This is a genomic window from Mesocryomonas fontinalis, from assembly GCF_055730125.2.
The window spans coordinates 117,219-133,948 of the sequence record NZ_JBUZWG020000002.1 but is presented as its reverse complement, the minus strand read 5'-3'; the positions used below and the strand labels follow the sequence as shown (position 1 = coordinate 133,948).

14 protein-coding genes are annotated in these 16,730 nt (G+C 66.9%); 3 read left to right on the top strand and 11 right to left on the bottom strand.

Annotation, left to right across the window (positions count from 1 at the left end):
• Positions 1-82 precede the first annotated feature (82 nt).
• From ACZL02_RS05785 to ACZL02_RS05775, 3 genes are all read right to left on the bottom strand, one after another.
• Positions 83-1,087: an alpha/beta fold hydrolase gene (locus ACZL02_RS05785; RefSeq protein ID WP_472938139.1), complete on the bottom strand. Its 1,005-nt coding sequence runs from the start codon at positions 1,085-1,087 to the stop codon at positions 83-85.
• 77 nt (positions 1,088-1,164) lie between these two features.
• Positions 1,165-2,253: a serine hydrolase domain-containing protein gene (locus ACZL02_RS05780; protein WP_472937638.1), complete on the bottom strand. Its 1,089-nt coding sequence runs from the start codon at positions 2,251-2,253 to the stop codon at positions 1,165-1,167.
• A gap of 450 nt (positions 2,254-2,703) precedes the next feature.
• Entirely contained in the window at positions 2,704-3,597 is an 894-nt protein-coding gene (locus ACZL02_RS05775) for an NAD-dependent epimerase/dehydratase family protein (protein ID WP_472937637.1), read from the bottom strand.
• 354 nt (positions 3,598-3,951) lie between these two features.
• Between ACZL02_RS05775 and mazG the strand changes: the two genes are divergently transcribed.
• A complete protein-coding gene (mazG, locus tag ACZL02_RS05770; RefSeq protein WP_472937636.1) occupies positions 3,952-4,818 on the top strand; it encodes a nucleoside triphosphate pyrophosphohydrolase in 867 nt (288 codons plus the stop codon).
• Positions 4,819-5,230: 412 nt separating this feature from the next.
• Here mazG and hflX read toward each other — a convergent pair whose 3' ends face one another.
• The 7 genes from hflX to dusB form a co-directional block, all read right to left on the bottom strand.
• Entirely contained in the window at positions 5,231-6,619 is a 1,389-nt protein-coding gene (hflX, locus tag ACZL02_RS05765; protein ID WP_472937635.1) for a GTPase HflX, read from the bottom strand.
• The gene (gene hfq / locus ACZL02_RS05760; protein ID WP_472933349.1) at positions 6,620-6,871 is read right to left on the bottom strand and encodes an RNA chaperone Hfq; all 252 of its coding nucleotides are present in this window, start codon (positions 6,869-6,871) and stop codon (positions 6,620-6,622) included.
• Between the two features lie 224 nt (positions 6,872-7,095).
• Complete coding sequence (gene ntrX / locus ACZL02_RS05755; RefSeq protein WP_472937634.1) at positions 7,096-8,460, bottom strand: nitrogen assimilation response regulator NtrX; 1,365 nt, start codon at positions 8,458-8,460, stop codon at positions 7,096-7,098.
• Complete coding sequence (locus ACZL02_RS05750; protein ID WP_472937633.1) at positions 8,460-10,703, bottom strand: sensor histidine kinase NtrY-like; 2,244 nt, start codon at positions 10,701-10,703, stop codon at positions 8,460-8,462. The genes ntrX and ACZL02_RS05750 overlap by 1 nt, the downstream gene beginning before the upstream one ends.
• A gap of 90 nt (positions 10,704-10,793) precedes the next feature.
• Positions 10,794-12,239 (bottom strand): nitrogen regulation protein NR(I), encoded by a 1,446-nt coding sequence (gene ntrC, locus ACZL02_RS05745; RefSeq protein ID WP_472937632.1) that lies wholly within the window; start codon positions 12,237-12,239, stop codon positions 10,794-10,796.
• Between the two features lie 13 nt (positions 12,240-12,252).
• Positions 12,253-13,380 (bottom strand): two-component system sensor histidine kinase NtrB, encoded by a 1,128-nt coding sequence (locus ACZL02_RS05740; RefSeq protein ID WP_472937631.1) that lies wholly within the window; start codon positions 13,378-13,380, stop codon positions 12,253-12,255.
• Position 13,381: 1 nt separating this feature from the next.
• Complete coding sequence (gene dusB, locus ACZL02_RS05735) at positions 13,382-14,485, bottom strand: tRNA dihydrouridine synthase DusB (RefSeq protein ID WP_472937630.1); 1,104 nt, start codon at positions 14,483-14,485, stop codon at positions 13,382-13,384.
• Positions 14,486-14,592: 107 nt separating this feature from the next.
• Here dusB and ACZL02_RS05730 point away from each other — a divergent pair, with 107 nt between their 5' ends.
• Complete coding sequence (locus ACZL02_RS05730) at positions 14,593-15,780, top strand: bifunctional 2-C-methyl-D-erythritol 4-phosphate cytidylyltransferase/2-C-methyl-D-erythritol 2,4-cyclodiphosphate synthase (RefSeq protein ID WP_472937629.1); 1,188 nt, start codon at positions 14,593-14,595, stop codon at positions 15,778-15,780.
• Complete coding sequence (locus tag ACZL02_RS05725; RefSeq protein WP_472937628.1) at positions 15,777-16,292, top strand: CinA family protein; 516 nt, start codon at positions 15,777-15,779, stop codon at positions 16,290-16,292. Before ACZL02_RS05730 ends, ACZL02_RS05725 begins: the two co-directional genes overlap by 4 nt.
• Here ACZL02_RS05725 and ACZL02_RS05720 read toward each other — a convergent pair.
• Entirely contained in the window at positions 16,265-16,729 is a 465-nt protein-coding gene (locus ACZL02_RS05720) for a type II toxin-antitoxin system RatA family toxin (protein ID WP_472937627.1), read from the bottom strand. The two genes, ACZL02_RS05725 and ACZL02_RS05720, sit on opposite strands and share 28 nt — an antisense overlap.
• Position 16,730 lies beyond the last annotated feature (1 nt).

Below are 16,730 nucleotides of genomic sequence, written 5' to 3'. Positions count from 1 at the left end.
CGAAGGGTGTGCAACATTGTCGCGGACGGAGGTAGCTGACTTCGCTTGGACCCGTCAGGTCACAATCGCGTCAGACCGGGCTTCAGCGCGTCTTATTCCAGCCTTTCAGGACCTCCAGCAACGCTGCGTTGAAGCGCTCGGGGGCCTGTACCTGCGGCGAGTGTCCAAGGTCTGCAAATGTCACCAGCGTTGCGCCGGGAATGGCCGCAGCCGCTGCTGCCCCGAGCAGCTTGTAGTCGCCGAGAGTAGCCTTCAGGGCATCGCTGGCCCGGTTCTTGCCGATGGCCGTGTTGTCCTTCTCGCCGATCAGCAGGGCGGTCGGGACGTCGATCTGGCCGAACTCGTGCACGACCGGCTGGTTGAACACCATGTCCGACGTCAGCGCCTGGGCCCAAGCGACGATCTCGCCGCCATCGCCTGCATACATAGAAGCCAGCATGTCGACCCAGCGATCATAGCCCGGCTTCCACGTGCCGGCATAATAGGTTGCTTGCTGATAGGCCTTCATCGAGGCCGCATCGCTGCGCTTCTCCTCGGCAAACAGCGCGTCCACGGTGATCTCGGGAACGCCCTTGGCCCGCCAGTCCTCGAGGCCGATCGGGTTCACCAGCACCAGCCCGCCAATGTCCTCGCCATACATCAGCGCATAGCGTGCCGCGAGCATGCCGCCCATGGAATGGCCGAGGATGACCGGCTTCTCGACGTTGAGCCGGGCCAGCAGCGCATGCGTGTTGGCGGCCAGCTGGTGGAAGCCGTACTGGTAGCCCATCGGCTTGGAGGACTTGCAGAAACCGATCTGGTCCGGCGCGATCACGCGGTACCCGGCAGCGTTCAGCGCCTCGATCTGGGCCTCGAACGTCGCGCCGCAGAAATTCTTGCCGTGCAGCAGGACGACCGTCTGGCCGTTTGGCGATGCGGGCGCGACGTCCATGTAGGCCATCGTCATCGCCTGGCCTTGCGAAACGAAGTCGAACCGCTCGACGGCATGGGGATAGGCGAAGTCCGACAGCAGCGCATCGGCGGACGCGGTACCGGGCGTCGCGGCAAGGAAAGCGGCAAGCGGGAGAGCGAGGACGTAATGCTTTATCGGGGAGTATCTCCGGAGATCAGTGGGCGGGAAGCGGCGCTGCAAGGCGGCGGCGCTCGAAGAACGGGTCGCGAGATCTAGCCTTCCGGCTTCGGCGCATCCCTGGCGGCCTCGACGACCGGAACGATCTGCTCCGAGACCAGCCGGTGCAGGTCTTCCTTGTAGCCGGTCCGGGCGGACGGTGCGGTCTCGTCCGAGTTGATGGCGACGGTCAAGGCGAGGTCGGGAACGACGTAGATCATCTGGCCGCCATAGCCCCAGCCGTAGTGACCGGTATGGCCGCCGAAGTCGGCGGTGAACCAGCCATAGCCGTATTCCTCGCCGGAGAACCGCGACCGCGTGCGCGGCTCCCACGACTGCGCGATCCAGGCGGCCGGAATGACCTGCGCGCCAGCAAGGTTTCGGCCGCCATTGCGGTAGAGCTCGCCGAAAGCCAGCAGCGATGTCGGCGTCATCGCCATCTGGTTACCGCCGAGATAGATGCCTTGCGGGTCCCGGTCCCACGCCGTGATCACGACGCCAGCCGGCTTGCCGAGCCAGTCGCGGGCCAAGGCGAGCGTGCTCCTGCCGCTGACGCGGGTGAGGATCGCGGACAGGAGATGCGTCGATCCCGTCGAGTAGAGCATCGCACCGCCGGGCTCGTCGACGAACGGCGCGGCGAGCGCTGCACGGACCCAGTCCCGACTGGAAATCCAGGCGCCATAATTCGGTCCCGACGTCCGCTCGAGGCCGGCCTGCATCGACAGGAGATGGCCGATCGTCACCGTGCCGAGACGCGGATCGGCGTTGCGGGGCAGCTTGTCCTTCAGGAGCGGCGCGATCCTCTGGTCCGTACCGGTCAGCAGCTTCTTGTCGATGGCGATGCCGACCAGCGCCGAGACCACCGACTTCGACGCCGACTTGATGTTGGTCGGCGCGCCGGTCCGATGACCGCGAAAACCTTTGTCGACCAGAACCTTGCCGGCGAACGACACCTGCAGCGTATTCAGCGGCTTCAGCTGCCGCGCCGTCTCGACCGCACCGGCGAGCTGCGTGTTGAGGCCAGCCTCGACCCGCACCGGCGTGGCGCGCACGGTCGTCGGCAGGATCGTCACAGCTGTCGCTGAAAGGCACGCGGTCAGGAACAGCGACAGGGTCGAATGGGACGGGGATGCGGGCTCTCTCATGGGCCCTAGCTGGTGCGGCGGCGGACGAATGAAAACCGCCGTCACCCGTTGGTGATCGCCACGTCCGTAACGGCCCAGCGAAACGTTCGGTGCGGTATCTTACTCTTGGCACTGCAGAGTGTCCGCCGCCGCGGCACCCGTCAGCCAGCCCAACCAGCGACGCAGATGGGAGAACGGAGAAGGGAGACGCGCTGTTCGGCTCTGGCCAACAGCGTATCTCACCCCGACCCCACCCCAATGCGATCAAGATTGTTCCATAATCTATCTTATGCAACTTTTGGATTGACGGAAACGGGCAGGTCCACAGGCGCCGTGGTTCACGATGTCCCCTACGCGGGTTCTCGCTGGGACAGTTCAGGTCAACGGCAGAACAGAGAGGTCCAATTCCCTGTCCCGCCATCCTGGCACCAACGGCGCATCCGAATGGACGGATGCCCCGAGACGCTCCTCTCACATCCCCAGCGCGGCGTAGAGATCGTCGGCAGGCCGATAGCCGAGGAGATTTCGCGCCGTCATCAGATTCCAGCCCATGCCGCGGTTGTCAGATGTGCCGTTGACGGTGATCGATCGTGCCGGCCAGCCTTCCGCCGGTGCCCGGATCGCAGCCTCGAACAACGCGGCGAAGTCGCGGTTCGACAGCCACATGTTTCGGTACCATTTGAGGTCGCGCCGACCGTCGGCGTCCTCCGGCTCGCTCGCCGCGGTAAAGGCGACGTCGCCGGACAGGCTGATGCCCTCGGGCCGGTTCTCGCCAGGCAGCACCCAGCCGATCCGCACCGCAACGCCCGTCAGCGCCGGTGTGCGCGCCGCGACGGCGACGAGCGCCCGCTCGCCCGCGAGCTTGGCGGTGGCATAGGGCGTCGAATCCATCCAGCCGCCGCCGGTCTCCCAGCGTGTCCCGACGGCCGGTGGCAGATCGGACGTCAGGAACCCTGCATCGGCCCGCGCCAGCGGTTCGTCCTTGTAGCCGCCCATCACATGGTTCGAGGAGGCGAAGACGATGCGCCGGACACCGGCCGCCGCCGCCGCGTCGAACACCGACAGCGTCATGTCCATCGAGGCCGCGGCATCCGCCCAGCTTGCATCGGTGTGCGGGTTCTGTGCCGCGAAGTGCACCACGGCATGGCATTCCGCCATGGCGGCGACCCAAGGCCCGCTGCGGTCGAGGAGATCGGCTGCGACCGGCTGCACCCGGGCATCGCCGATATCGGTCGGCGGGACGAGATCGACGGCGCAGACGCCAGCGCACCATCCGGTCTCCAGCAAATGGGCGATCAGCTTGCGGCCAAGGCCGCCGCCGGCGCCGGTGACGAGAACCCGCGTACCCTTCTCACTGGACGCCATCTCAGACGACCCTCGCCGGCACCTGAAACGCCAGCTGGAGAAGCATCCAGTCGCTGACGCCGCTTGCGCCGCCGATGACCGCGGCCACCATGCCTTCCGATTGTCCCATGTCCGTCTGCTCTCCCAAGGGTGTCACGTGATCTTGCTGCCAGAGCTTGGTCGCGACGCCGCCAACTAGGCTTGCCGCCGGGACCAGAACGCCGGGGTGCTCCGGGTATAGGGCGGCAGCACGCCCATGGCATCAAGCCCGGTGGAAAAGGAAGACCACCGGGTCGTCCGACGCGAACCGATCCGGGCTTCGATCCCGAGCGATTCTATGACAGAGCTTCGTTGGCAAGAGCTTTCGGAGATCCCATGCAGCCAGCGCGCGACGTCACGAGACTGATCGAGATCATGCGGGCGCTGCGCGATCCCGTGGACGGCTGCCCCTGGGACATCGAGCAGTCCTTCGAAACCATCGCGCCCTACACGATCGAGGAGGCCTACGAGGTCTCCGATGCGATCGAGCGGCGCGATTCCGAGGACCTCAAGGAGGAACTCGGCGATCTCCTGCTGCAGGTCGTCTACCACGCCGAGCTTGCCGAGGAGGCTGGCCTGTTCAGCTTCGAGGATATCGTCGAGGGCATCACCACCAAGATGATCCGGCGCCATCCGCACGTCTTCGGCGACGCCGTCGCCCGCAGCGCCCGCTCCGCCAAGGGCCAGTGGGAGCGGATCAAGGGCGAGGAACGGGCCGAGAAAGCCGCCCGCAAGGCGGCCCTGGCGGCCGCCGGCGGCACCGTCCGCGACTGGTCGGGCACGGCGACGACGGCCCGTGCGCCGCTGCTGCTCGACAGCGTGCCCTCGGCCTTTCCCGCGCTAACCTTGGCCCTGAAGGTGCAGGAAAAGGCGGCCCGCGTCGGCTTCGACTGGGACGCCGCCGAGCCGATCCACGCCAAGATCGAGGAGGAACTCTCCGAATTCGACGCCGCCCTGGCGCAAGGCGATACCGACGCGATGGAGGACGAGTTCGGCGACCTCCTCTTCACCCTCGTCAACCTCGCCCGCTTCCACGGCGTCGACCCGGAAAAGGCCCTCCGCCGCTGCGTCCGAAAATTCCGCACGCGCTTCGATCATATCGAGCGCCGGGTGACGGCAACCGGCGGCAGCCTCGAGGCGGCGACGCTCGACGAGATGGAGGCGCTGTGGGTGGAGGCCAAGACCGCGGCGGTAGCGGGCTGAGGGGTGCCCGGCTGGCATCCTGCGGGGAACCGAAGGAGCCGCAGAGCCAGGAGCAGTAGGGCCACCGAGCCTACAGGGGCAAAGCCGTAGAGCTTGGCGGCAGAGGCGCTCAGCGCTTCAATGCACCAAGCGCCAACCCCATCAGTTTCGTCATCCCGGACTTTATCCGGGATCCATTCCAAACCGATGAATATGCGTGCGACCTCCCTTTCGACAGCGGAGCGGCGGCCGAAAGGGAGAGGAATGGATCTCAGCGAAACCTTTGGTTTCGCTGAGATCAAGTGCGGGATGACGATGTTCTAAGGTTGCGCGAGGTTGTCTGCTGCTGACGTCGAAGCCGTTCTCTAGCTGAGATCGCTGGGCGCAAAGGGCATCGCCTCCGAAGCAACGTCGCCCCTTAGCCGGCGCCCCCTCAGCTGATCTTCAGCCCCGGATACCGTTCCGAACGCCGCACCAGCTCCTTGCGGGCCTGCGTCGTCATCTGCACCGTCAGCTCGACGCCGCCATCCTCCAGGTCCTCGCGGTCCTGGACGGCGGTGTTCTCGTAGATCCACGGGATCAGCGTCATCGCGTCCGCCGGAATGGCGAGCGTCAGGTCCGAGGGCAAGCCGGCGATGCGGGCCTCGAGGTCGGTGAGGAGGGCTGGAACGCCCTCGCCCGTCAGCGCCGAGAGCATGTGGATGCCCTGCCCGGTCGCCTGGCGGTCGGACGCGGTCTTCAGCTGCAGCAGCGCGCTCTCGTCGAGCAGGTCGACCTTGTTCCAGATCTCGATCACGTGGTTGACGTCGGAAGTGTCGATGCCGAGGTCGGACAGGATCTTGTTGACGTCGCCGGCCTGCGCCGAGGCGTCGGGATCCGACATGTCGCGGACATGCAGCACCAGTTCCGCCTCGATCACCTCTTCCAGCGTCGCGCGGAAGGCGGCGACGAGGTGCGTCGGCAGGTCCGAGATGAAGCCGACCGTGTCCGACATGATCACCTCGGTGCCGTGCGGCAGCGTGATGCGGCGGAGCGTCGGGTCGAGCGTCGCGAACAAAAGGTCCTGCGCCAGCACGCCGGCACCGGTGATGGTGTTGAACAGCGTCGACTTGCCGGCATTGGTATAGCCGACGAGCGCGATCACCGGGTGCGGCGCCTTCTTGCGCTTGGAGCGGTGCAGCGTGCGCGTGCGCACGACGCCTTCCAGCTCCTTCTCCAGCCGCTTGATCTTCTCCTGCAGCTGCCGCCGATCGGATTCGATCTGCGTCTCGCCGGGGCCGCCGAGGAAGCCCGCACCGCCGCGCTGGCGCTCCAGATGCGTCCAGGACCGAACGAGCCGGCCCTTCTGGTAGTTGAGATGGGCGAGGTCGACCTGCAGCCGGCCTTCCTTGGTGCGCGCGCGGCGGCCGAAGATCTCGAGGATGAGGCCGGTCCGGTCGATGACCTTGGTGCCCAGCTCCTTCTCGAGGTTGCGCTGCTGCACCGGGGTCAGCGGATGGTCAACGATGACGAGGCCGATCTCCTCGGCCGCCACGATCGCCTTCATCTCCTCGACCTTGCCGGAGCCGACCAGCGTCGCGGGCCGCGTGCGCGAGACCTGGATGATGCCGCGGGCGACGATGTCGAGATCGATCGCGGCGGCAAGGCCGGAAGCCTCCTCCAGCCGCTGCTCCGGCGAGCGGCGCACGACATCGGACGCAGCATTCGCGGCGTCCTCGGCTGCTTGCACCCGCTTCAGCACCGGCACGAAGACCGCGGCTTTGGTGGCGATAACCTTATGGTCGATCGGGCCCTTCGGACGGGCTTCCTCGTGCTCGGTCAATCAGGCTTGCCCTGCCGGCTCATCGCCGCCTTCGAACATGTGCACCGGCTGAGACGGCATGATCGTCGAGATCGCGTGCTTGTAGACGAGCTGCGAATGCCCGTCGCGGCGGAGCAGGACGCAGAAATTGTCGAAGGAGGTCACGACGCCGGTCAGCTTGACGCCGTTGACGAGAAAGATCGTCAGCGAAATCTTCTGCTTGCGGACAGTGTTGAGAAAGACGTCCTGCAGGTTCTGCAAGCGGTCGGCCATGGCGCGTTCCTATTTTCTTGTTGGCGGAACCCGGGACGTTGCCCGGGCTATCGCGGTTCGTATCCACCGGCAGTCCGGCAAAACCGGCACCGGCGGTCCTCAAATAGCACTTCAGTCAACAGCGAAGCAACTGGCCGGATTGCCGCAAAACAGGGCACGGCGAACACTCTGCCGGCACCCCGCCGGCACCCTGCCGTCGAGCCGCCGGGCGTCCGCCGCAAGGCTCAGATCCCCAGCGATTTCAGCTTGCGGTGCAAGGCCGAGCGCTCCATGCCGACGAATTCGGCGGTACGCGAGATGTTGCCGCCGAAGCGGTTGATCTGGGCCATCAGGTATTCCTTCTCGAACACCTCGCGCGCGTCGCGCAGCGGCAGCGCGAGGATGCGGCCGTCGGACTGGCTGGGCGTGCGCGGCAGCATGTCGCCGACCTCGTTCGGCAGCATGTCGGCCGAGATCGTCGCACCCTCGTCGCCCTCGCGCGACAGGATCATCAGGCGTTCGACGTTGTTGCGGAGCTGCCGGATGTTGCCCGGCCAGTCGCTCGACTGCAGCACGGCCATCGCCTCCGGGCTGATCTCGCGCGGCTTGATGCCGGTCTGTTCGCCCACTTGCTTCATGAAGGCTTCGATCAGCATCGGAATATCGGCGCGACGCTCCGACAGCGGCGGCACGAGGATCGGGACGACCGAGAGCCGGTGGTACAGATCCTCGCGAAAACTGCCCTCGGCGATCATCGATTCGAGGTTCTGCGCCGTCGAGGAGACGATGCGCACGTCTACCTTCACCCGCTTGGTACCGCCCACCCGCTCGAAGGTCTGCTCGGTCAGGACACGCAGGATCTTGTTCTGCGTCTCGCGCGGCATGTCGCCGACCTCGTCGAGGTAGAGGATGCCGCCATGGGCTTCCTCGAACGCGCCGACCTTGCGCTCGACGCCAGGCGGCGTCTCGGTGCCGAACAGCTCGACCTCCATCCGGTCCGGCGTGATCGCCGCCGCGTTCATCGCGACGAACGGTCCCTGCGCCCGGCTCGATCCCGCATGGATAGCGCGCGCCACCATCTCCTTGCCGGAGCCGGAGGCGCCGAGGATCATCACCCGGCTGTTGGTCGGTGCCACGCGCTCGATGGTCGTGCGCAGCTGGTTCATCGGATGAGACTTGCCGATCAGCTCGGCAAAGTCGGCCGAACGGCGGCGGAGGTCGGAGACCTCCCGCTTCAGCTTCGACGTCTCCAGCGCCCGCTCGGCGACGAGGATCAGCCGGTCCGCCTTGAACGGCTTCTCGATGTAGTCGTAGGCGCCGCGGCGGATGGCAGAGACCGCCGTCTCGATGTTGCCGTGGCCGGAGATCATCACGACGGGCACCTCGGGGTGCTGCGTCTTGATCGCCTCCAGGAGGTCGAGCCCGTCCAGCCGGCTGCCCTGCAGCCAGATGTCGAGGAAGACCAGCCGCGGCACGCGGTCGGCGATCGACTGGAGCGCGGCGTCCGAATTGCCCGCGACCCGCGTCTCGTGGCCCTCGTCCTCGAGGATGCCAGCGACGAGTTCGCGGATGTCGGCTTCGTCGTCGACGATCAGGATATCCGATGCCATCAGCTACCTGTCCTTTCTGCATGGTGTGCTGGTGCCGCGGCGGGTTCTTCGGCCGGCGGCGACGCCGGCAGAAGAATCCGCACCATGGCGCCGTGTTCCTGGTTCGGGGCGTCGTCGAGCTCGATCGTCCCGCCATGTTCTTCGATGATCTTGCGCACGATCGCGAGGCCGAGCCCGGTGCCCTTCTCGCGCGTGGTCATATAGGGCTCCAGCAGCCGATCTCGATCCTCGTGCGGGAAGCCCGGGCCGTTGTCGATGATGTCGACGCGGTGGAAGCCGTTCTGGGTGCCGGCGAGCAGCCGGATCTCGCCGCCCGCGACCTCGGCCCCCTCGAGCGCCTCGACGGCGTTCTTCACGAGGTTGCCGAAAGCCTGGCTCAGCATGCGGATGTCGAAGACGCCGTTCAGCGGGACGTCGCCGAAATCGGCGGTGAAGGTGATGCCGTGATCGCCCATCTCGCGCATGAACACCGCTTCCTTCAGCGCCTCGCGCAGATCCCTGCCCTCCATCTTCGGCTTCGGCATCCGCGCGAAGCTTGAGAACTCGTCGACCATGCGGCCGATGTCGGAGACCTGGCGGATGATGGTGTCGACGCAGCGGTCGAACACCTCGCGGTCGCCCTCGACCATCTTGCCGTAGCGGCGGCGGATCCGCTCGGCCGACAGCTGGATCGGCGTTAGCGGGTTCTTGATCTCGTGCGCGATGCGGCGCGCGACGTCGGCCCAGGCCGAGGAGCGCTGGGCGTCGACGAGGTCGGTGATGTCGTCGATCGTCACCACGCTCGAATGCCGGTCGACGGTCTCCTCGGAGGTGACGCGGATCGCCAGCACCCGCTCGCGCTCGCGGGTGCGCATCTTGATCTCTTCCTGGTACTCCGCCTTGCGCGACGAGCTCGCCGCCCGGTGGATCTGGGCGATCAGCGGGAAGAGCTCGCGCAGCGTCTTGCCGACGGCGTTCTGCGAGGTGATCGCCAGAATCCGCTCGCCGGACGGGTTCAGCATCGAGATCGTGCCGTCCTCCTCGACGCCCATGACGCCGACGGTCACGCCCGACAGCACCGCCTCGGTGAAGCGACGGCGCTCGTCGATTACGTCCTTGGCGTTGATCAACTCGCCGCGCTGGGTGCGCAGCTGCTGGATCATGTTGTTGAAGGTGTTGGACAGCGAGCCGACGTCGCCATCGGAATTGCGCACGGGCACCGAGACATCGAGATTGCCCTCGGTCACCTCGTCGGCCGCCGAGATCAGCAGGCGGATCGGCCGGACCAGCCGGTCGGCGACGCCGATGCCGGTCCAGATCGCCGACAGGAGCACGATCAAGGTGATGCCAAGGTACAGCAGCGCGAAGGCGATCTGCGTGCCGATGCGGTTGCCCTGGAGGCTCGAATATTCCGCGGAGCGGTCCTCCATCAGCCGCAGCGCCGACAGGACATCGGGGTCCACAGCGCGGATGGTGTAGAGGTAGATGTCGTCGCCGAGCGTCCGCATCTTGACGATGGCGCCGACAAGGTTCGTCACCCCCGGCGGAATGAAGACGAGGTTGCCTTGCTTGGCCTGTTCGCGCGCATCGGTCGGCGGCGCCGGCAAGGGTCGCTCGACGGGAATGTCGGCGCGCAGCAACGGCGTCCCCTCGCCGCTCAGCAGCTGGGCCCCGACCAGCGAGCGACCACGCGCCTGTTCGGTCAGGAGGCCCTGGAAGCCAGTGCGGTCGAGATCATAGAGCCGGCGCTGCGAGTCGAGGTCGTAGGCCATCGACAGCGTGGTGCCCTGCAGGTTGCGAGCGTTCTCGTTGACGTAGGCGCGGGCGACGCTGACCGAGGACTCGACGATCGCCCGGGTGCGGATCTCGAACCAGCGGTCGAGGCCAAGGTCGAGCGTGATGCCTGCGACGATCGCCACCAGCAGCGCCGGCAGCGCCGCGACGATGGCGAAGAGGACGACGATGCGCACATGCAGGCGAGAGGCCGCCTTGCCTTGCCGCCGCGCCCGCGCCATCCGCGCGACCTCGCGCCAGATCAAGGCACACAGCACGAGCACGAAGGCGCCGTTGACCACCGAGGCGGTCCGCACGACGAAGGCCGTCGGCTCGATCGGCGTGAGGCCCATCAGGATGACGAAGGAGATAGCGCCCGTCACCAGCGCCCCGATCACCGCGATCACGCCGGGCACGAGCATGAAGCGCCGTCGCTCGCGCGAAAACGATTCAGCGTGCGGGGTCGCGTGGGTCGCCATCTGGTCAGTCATCGAGTCGCTTCAGCAGCCGCATTACGTTGCCAGATTGCAACGTAATGTGTTCAAAATGCAACGTGATGACGATAAAATGCTTCGGTTTTCTTAGCGGATCGAGCGGATCACCGAGATGTCGAGGTCGCGGATTTTCTTGCGGAGCGTGTTGCGGTTGACGCCGAGAAGATCGGCCGCCTTGACCTGGTTACCGCGGGTTGCCGCGAGCGCTGCGGCGATCAGCGGATATTCCACCTCCCGCAGGATGCGCCCATGCAGCCCCGGCGGCGGCAACTGGTCGCCGAAGCCCGAGAAGTAGTCCGAGAGATAGCGCTCGACGGAGGCGCTAAGGTCCACCGGCCGGTTGGCGTCGCCCTCGCTGTCGAGCGAGCGGGTGTACTCGTTGGAGAGCTCGTGCTCGACCAGCTCGCCGGAAATCTCGTCCTGCGGATAGAGCGCCGACAGCCGGCGAATGAGGTTCTCCAGCTCGCGCACATTGCCCGGCCACGGATAGCGCCGCATCACGTCGAGCGCGCCCTGGCTCAGCGTCTTGCGCGGCAGGCCCTCCTTCTGCACCTCGGTGAAGAAGTGGCGGGCAAGGTCCGGCAGATCCTCGATGCGCTCGCGCAAGGGCGGCAAGCGCAACGGCACGACGTTGAGGCGGTAGAACAGGTCCTCGCGGAACAGCCCGCGGCTGATCAGCTGGCGCAGGTCCTTGTTGGTCGCGGCCACGATGCGCACGTCGGTGGCGATCGGCGTCCGGCCACCGACGACGGTGTACTCGCCTTGCTGCAGCACCCGCAGCAGGCGCGTCTGCGCCTCCATCGGCATGTCGCCGATCTCGTCGAGGAACAGCGTGCCGCCCTCGGCCTGCTCGAAGCGGCCGCTCGATCGCGCCTGTGCGCCGGTGAAGGCGCCCTTCTCGTGGCCGAACAGCTCGGACTCGATGAGGTCGCGCGGGATCGCCGCCATGTTGATCGCGACGAACGGGCCCTTCCGGCGACGGCCGTAATCGTGCAGCGCCCGGGCCACCAGCTCCTTGCCGGTGCCGGATTCGCCGGTAATCGTCACCGTCAGGTCAGTCTGCATCATCCGCGCCAGGGCACGGTAGATGTCCTGCATAGCCGGCGAGCGGCCGACGAGCGGCATGTTGTCGCCTGCATCCTCGGGCGCCGCGCCGTTCGGCTGCGCCTTGGGTTCGGCCAGCGCCCGGCGGACGATCGAGACCAGCTCGGTCAGGTCGAAAGGCTTCGGGATGTAGTCGTAGGCGCCCTTCTCCGACGCCTTGATCGCGGTCATGAAGGTGTTCTGCGCCGACATCACCACTACGGGTAGATCGGGACGGCTGTTCTTGATCTTCGGCAGCACGTCGAAGGCATTGCCGTCGGGCATCAGCACGTCGGTGATGACGAGGTCGCCCTCGCCCGCCGAAATCCAGCGCCACAGCGTCGCGATGTTCGCCGTCACCCGGACTTCGTAGCCCGCGCGCATCAGCGCCTGCGAGATCACGGTGCGGATTGCGGCGTCGTCATCTGCGACGAGGATTTGGGCGGCCATCAGATCTGGTCCTTCACTGGTCGCGGAACGTCGGTTCGGCGCCGGTCGGCACGTCGGTCTCGCGCCACATCGGCATGAGCACGCGGAAAATGGTGTGGCCCGGCTGCGACTCGCATTCGATCACCCCGCCATGGTCGCCGATGATCTTGGCGACGAGGGCGAGGCCAAGCCCCGATCCGCTCGGCTTGGTCGTCACGAACGGGTCGAAGATGTTCTGGCGGATGTCGTCGGGCACGCCCGGGCCATTGTCCTCGACGATGAACTCGAGCGGCAGCGTCACCCGCTGCTTGGTGCCGGGCACCGAAAGGCGCACGCCCGGCCGGAACGCGGTGTAGAGCCTGATCTCGCCATCCGGCTGCCCGGCGATCGCCTCGCTGGCGTTCTTCACGAGGTTGAGGAAGACCTGCACCAGCTGGTCGCGGTTGGCGAAGACGAAGGGCAGCGACGGGTCGTAGACCTCGCTGAACTTCAGGCCGCGGGCAAAGCCGCTCCGCGCCAGCGTCTTCACGTGCTCCAGCACGGAATGAATGTTGACCGCCGACCGCTCGATCGGGCGCTGGTCGGAGAACACCTCCATGCGGTCGACCAGCTTGACGATGCGGTCGCTCTCTTCCTGGATCAGCTGCGTCAGCACCCGGTCCTCGTCGCTCGCCGCCGTCTCCAGCAGCTGCGCGGCGCCCTTGATGCCCGACAGCGGGTTGCGGATCTCGTGCGCCAGCATGGCGGCAAGGCCGGTCACCGAGCGCGCGGCCGACCGGTGCGTCAGCTGCCGGTCCATCTTGTCGGCGATCGAGCGCAGCTGGATCATGATCACCACGTGGTCGGGGTCGTCGACCAGCATGGAGACGTAGAGATCGACGAGTCGCTCGCCGCCGAGCCGCGGCGAGGAGACGTCGACACGGTACTCGCTGATCCGCGCCCTCTCCTGCCGCACCTGCTCGATCAGCGCGAACAACGGGCTGTCGGCCGGAATGAACTCGGACAGCTGGCGCTTCCGGAGATGCGCGGCACCGGCCGAGAAGAACTGCTCGGCATCGGAATTGGCGAAGACAAAATAGCCTTGCGCGTCGATCACGATGACCGGATGCGGCAAGGCGTTGAGAATGCGAAGCTCGTACTCGGACGGCAATGTCTTGGTCACGTCAGGCGGCCTCCCGCCGGATTGTCGCAAGGGAATCGAACTCGACGGCTGCGATGCTGGCGGTGCCGAAGAGCTGGCGGATCAGGCCGATCGCTACCGGCGGCTCGGCGGTCGCCATGATCGCGGCGCGGTCGGTCGCCAGCGTTTCGCCAGTCGCCAGCGCGAACCTGTCGAGATACCAGCCGAGGTGCTTGCGGGCATGGCGAACGCCGGTATAGGCGCCGTAATGCTCGAGCATGGCCTCGTAGTGCTCGACCACCAGGTCGGCAAAGCCGAGACCGGCGAGCCGGTCGCGGTCGATCGCGCCGGCCATCAGCCCCGGCAGCCAGGGACGCCCGCAGGCGCCGCGGCCGATCATCACCGCATCCGCCCCGCTGGCGGCCAGCATCGCCGCCTGCTGGTCGAGCTCGACGAGATCGCCATTGGCCACCACCGGCACCGAGACGGCCGCCTTCACCGCCGAGATCGCCGACCAGTCGGCCGAGCCCTCGTAGAACTGCATCCGCGTGCGGCCGTGCACCGTGATCATCTTCACGCCGGCGGACTCCGCACGGGCGGCAAGTTCTGGCGAGTTGATGGTCTCATGGTCCCAGCCGAGGCGCATCTTCAGCGTCACCGGCACCGAGCCAGCGCCCTCGACCGTCGCCTCGACCAGCGACAGCGCGAGATCGGGCTCGCGCATCAGCGCCGAGCCGGATTGGCCGCCCACCACCTTGCGGGCCGGGCAGCCCATGTTGATATCGATGATGTCGGCGCCGAGATCGACCAGCCGTTCAGCCGCTGCCTTCATCCAGACCGGGTTGCGCCCGGCCAGCTGCACCACGTGCAGGCCCTCGCCGTCGTGCATCGCCCGCAGCGCACTCTCACGCAGGCCTTTGACGAATTCGCCGCTCGCAACCATCTCGGAGACCACAAGCCCGGCGCCGAGACGCCGGGCGATGCGCCGGAACGGCACGTCGGTGATCCCCGACAAGGGTGCCAGAAACACCGCGTTCAAGGGCAGAGCAGAGCCGATCGCCAGCGGCGGCCGCGCCGCTTCCAGGACGGGAGCGTCACCTTCGCCTAATGGTTGGGCAGCCGTGTGCGTTGTCGATTCTTTTGTCATGTCTCCGGCAATCTATCGAGCGATGCACAAAAGACAAGCACATCTCTTGCAGCGCACACACTGTTATGGTCCTTCCCCACCAGATTGGTGAAGGGGAGCGAAAGAGGATGCGCGATCGCAGGACAGCCGCCGTCATCCTGGCGGCCGGACGCGGCGAACGCGCCGGCCAGTCCGCCGAGGGGCCGAAGCAGTACCGGGCGCTCGCGGGTGAAGCCGTGCTGACCCACACGCTGCGCGCCTTCGCCGCCTGTGGCCTCGTCGATACCATCGTCGTCGTCATCCATCCCGATGACGCCACACTGTTCGAGACGGCCCGCCAGTCCATTGCCGCGGCGCTGATCGTCGTACCCGGTGGCGCCACCCGCCAGAGCTCCGTGCGCTGCGGCATCGAGGCGCTCGCCGATCTCGCGCCCGATATCGTCCTGCTGCACGATGCCGCCCGCCCTTTCATCGATGCCACCACCATCGCCCGCGTCGTCGAGGCCGTTGCAGACGGTGTCGGCGCCTTGCCGGCACTGGCCGTCGCCGATACGCTGAAGCGCGGCGGTGCCGGGGGCCACATCGCCGAGACGGTCGACCGCGCCGGTCTTTTCGCCGCGCAGACACCGCAGGGATTTCCCTACGCCGAGATCCGCGCGGCCCATACTGCTGCGGCCGAAGCTGGCCTTGCCGACTTTACCGACGATGCCGCGGTGGCCGAATGGGCAGGGATGGCCGTCCGCCTCGTCGAGGGCACGCCGGCCAACGTCAAACTCACGCGGCAGGACGACATCGTCCGGGCCGACCGACTGATGCGGGGAAGCATGATCGACGTTCGCACCGGCAATGGCTACGACGTGCACCAGCTCGTGCCCGGCGACCACGTGACCCTCTGCGGGGTCAGGATCGCGCACGACCAGACGCTGCTCGGCCATTCCGACGCCGATGTCGGCCTGCATGCCCTCACCGACGCGCTGCTGGCCACCTGCGGCGAGGGCGACATCGGCACGCATTTCCCGCCGAGCGATCCGCAATGGCGGGGTGCGGCATCGCACATTTTCGTCCGCCACGCCGTCGATCTGCTGCGCCGGCACGGCGGCCGGATCTGCAACGTCGACATCACCTTGATCAGCGAGGCGCCGAAGGTTGCGCCGCACCGCGAAGCGATGTGCGCGGCGATCGCCGAGATGACAGGCCTCGAGCCGTTCCGCGTCTCGGTGAAGGCGACGACGAACGAGACCATCGGTTTCATCGGACGCCGCGAAGGGATCGCGGCCATCGCGACCGCCAGCGTCGTCTACGGCGACGGCGCGTGACCGTCTCGGCGGAAAGGCTCGGCGACCTCGCGGCACGGCTGGTCGCGGCCTTTACCGAGAGAGGCGCGATGATCGCCACCGCCGAGTCCTGTACGGGCGGCCTCATCGCCGGCTTCATCACCGACATCGCCGGCTCGTCGGCCGTCCTCGACCGCGGCTTCGTCACCTATTCGAATGCCGCGAAGACGGAGATGATCGGCGTTCCCGCGGCGCTGATCGACGCGCATGGCGCCGTATCGGAGCCGGTCGCGCGGGCCATGGCGGAAGGTGCCCTCGCCCGCTCGAAGGCCACGGTCGCCATCGCGGTGACCGGCGTCGCGGGACCCGGCGGCGGCTCGCCGGAGAAGCCTGTCGGCCTGGTGCATTTTGGCCTCGCCAGCCGTGCCGGCACTATCCACCGCGCGATGCGCTTCGGCGATCTCGGCCGGCGCCAGGTGCGCCTGGAAACCGTTGCCACGGCCTTCGAGATGCTCGACGCCTGGCTTCAGGAAACGGCGGGCACCACGCCGTAGATCTCGTCGGCACGCTTCTCGAACGCCGCGCTGAAACGGCGGAAGGCGTAGTCGAACATCGAGCCCATCACGAGCCCGAGCGTCCGGCTCTTGAACTCGTAGTCGATGAAGAACTTCACATCGCAACCGCCGTTCGGCAGCGGCTCGAAATTCCAGCGGTTGTTGAGGTAGCGGAATGGGCCGTCGATGTACTTCACCTCGATCTGCCGCTCGGACGGCTTCAGCAGCACCTGCGAGGCGAAGCTTTCGCGCAGCAGCTTGTAGGCGACGGTCATGTCGGCCACCAGCAAGGTCTTGCCCTCGCCCTCACGCCGGTCGCGGATTTTCAGGCTCTGGCAGAGGGGCACGAATTGCGGATAACGCTCGACGTCTGCCACCAAGGCAAACATCTTGTCGGCGTCATGCCGCACCGGGCGGCTGGTCTCGAATGTCGGCATG

Excerpts from the sequence above, each read along its gene's own strand:
- ACZL02_RS05780 (WP_472937638.1), bottom strand. The coding sequence starts at position 2,253 with ATGAGAGAGCCCGCATCCCCGTCCCATTCGACCCTGTCGCTGTTCCTG.
- ACZL02_RS05775 (WP_472937637.1), bottom strand. The coding sequence starts at position 3,597 with ATGGCGTCCAGTGAGAAGGGTACGCGGGTTCTCGTCACCGGCGCCGGC.
- mazG (WP_472937636.1), top strand. The coding sequence starts at position 3,952 with ATGCAGCCAGCGCGCGACGTCACGAGACTGATCGAGATCATGCGGGCG.
- hfq (WP_472933349.1), bottom strand. The coding sequence starts at position 6,871 with ATGGCCGACCGCTTGCAGAACCTGCAGGACGTCTTTCTCAACACTGTC.
- ntrX (WP_472937634.1), bottom strand. The coding sequence starts at position 8,460 with ATGGCATCGGATATCCTGATCGTCGACGACGAAGCCGACATCCGCGAA.
- ACZL02_RS05750 (WP_472937633.1), bottom strand. The coding sequence starts at position 10,703 with ATGACTGACCAGATGGCGACCCACGCGACCCCGCACGCTGAATCGTTT.
- ntrC (WP_472937632.1), bottom strand. The coding sequence starts at position 12,239 with ATGGCCGCCCAAATCCTCGTCGCAGATGACGACGCCGCAATCCGCACC.
- dusB (WP_472937630.1), bottom strand. The coding sequence starts at position 14,485 with ATGACAAAAGAATCGACAACGCACACGGCTGCCCAACCATTAGGCGAA.
- ACZL02_RS05730 (WP_472937629.1), top strand. The coding sequence starts at position 14,593 with ATGCGCGATCGCAGGACAGCCGCCGTCATCCTGGCGGCCGGACGCGGC.
- ACZL02_RS05720 (WP_472937627.1), bottom strand. The coding sequence starts at position 16,729 with ATGCCGACATTCGAGACCAGCCGCCCGGTGCGGCATGACGCCGACAAG.